Annotated in this window: 1 protein-coding gene; it reads left to right on the forward strand. The window is 57.7% G+C overall.

Annotated elements, in window-relative coordinates; translation table 11 throughout:
- Window positions 1–26: 26 nt before the first annotated feature.
- Window positions 27–1148, forward strand: coding sequence for an alanine dehydrogenase (gene ald, locus HMPREF0908_RS10350; protein WP_009442945.1), 1122 nt, complete (start codon window positions 27–29; stop codon window positions 1146–1148).
- The last annotated feature ends 66 nt before the right edge of the window (window positions 1149–1214 follow it).

Raw genomic sequence — 1214 nt, forward strand, 5'->3', positions numbered from 1 at the left:
ATCTATATCTAGTAGGAGGAAAAAGCATGATTGTAGGCGTTGCAAAGGAAATCAAGAACAATGAGTTCCGCGTCGGTATGACTCCCTCGGGCGTTGAGGCAATGCGCCGTGCCGGTCATACGGTTCTGATTGAGGCGAGTGCAGGCGTTGGCAGCGGCTTCACGGATGCCGACTACAAGGCAGTCGGCGCCGAGATCGTCTCGGACAAGAAGGCTCTGTTTGATCGCTCTGAAATGATTGTTAAGGTAAAAGAGCCGCTGGAATCCGAGTATGACCTCTTCCATGAGGGGCAGATCCTCTTCACCTACCTCCATCTTGCAGCAGAGCCCCAGCTCACGAAGGCACTCCTTCAGAAGAAGGTTGTCGGTATTGCCTATGAGACGGTTCTCGGCAAGCAGGGCCGCGGTCTCCCGCTGCTCGCTCCGATGAGTGAGATCGCAGGCCGTATGTCTGTCCAGATCGGTGCACAGTTCCTTGAGAGCCGTTACGGCGGCAGCGGCGTTCTCCTCGGCGGCATCGCAGGTGTCTCCGCTGGTCAGGTCGTCATCATCGGCGGCGGCAATGTCGGCACGAACGCAGCCAAGATCGCTGTCGGTCTCGGCGCACGCGTCACGATCATCGATCTCTCGATTGAGCGTCTGCGTCAGCTCGACGATATGTTCGGCGGCCGTGTTGTCACCGAGTACTCCTCGAGCTACAACATCGCAAAGTGGGTCAAGGAAGCTGACCTCCTCATCGGCTCCGTCCTCATTCCGGGCGCACGCACCCCGATCCTGGTCACCGAGGAAATGATCAAGACCATGAAGAAGGGCTCCGTCGTCGTCGACGTCGCGATCGACCAGGGCGGCTCGATCGAGACGTGCGACCACTGCACGACGCATGAGAACCCGACGTTCGAGAAGCATGGCGTTGTCCACTACTCCGTGGCAAACATCCCGGGCGCTGTCTCCCGCACCTCGACGCTTGGCATCACCAATGCGACGATCTCCTATGCGGTTGACATCGCAACGAAGGGCTACAAGGCTGCCCTCCAGCAGGTGCCCGGCCTGAAGTATGGTCTCAACACCATCGACGGTCACCTCACGAACGAGGCGGTCGGCAAGGCACTGAACCTCCCGTTCAAGTCCATCGATGAGTTCCTTAAGTAATCTGTGAACTGACTGCTGAGGGGCTGTTTCACTCTCATATACAGATATATGTCGTGAAACAGCCCC

Origin of the sequence: Centipeda flueggei ATCC 43531, from assembly GCF_000160695.1 — a bacterium.
Lineage (GTDB): Bacteria > Bacillota > Negativicutes > Selenomonadales > Selenomonadaceae > Centipeda > Centipeda flueggei.

Coding starts and splice junctions, on each gene's coding strand:
- ald (WP_009442945.1), top strand. CDS start 27: ATGATTGTAGGCGTTGCAAAGGAAATCAAGAACAATGAGTTCCGCGTC.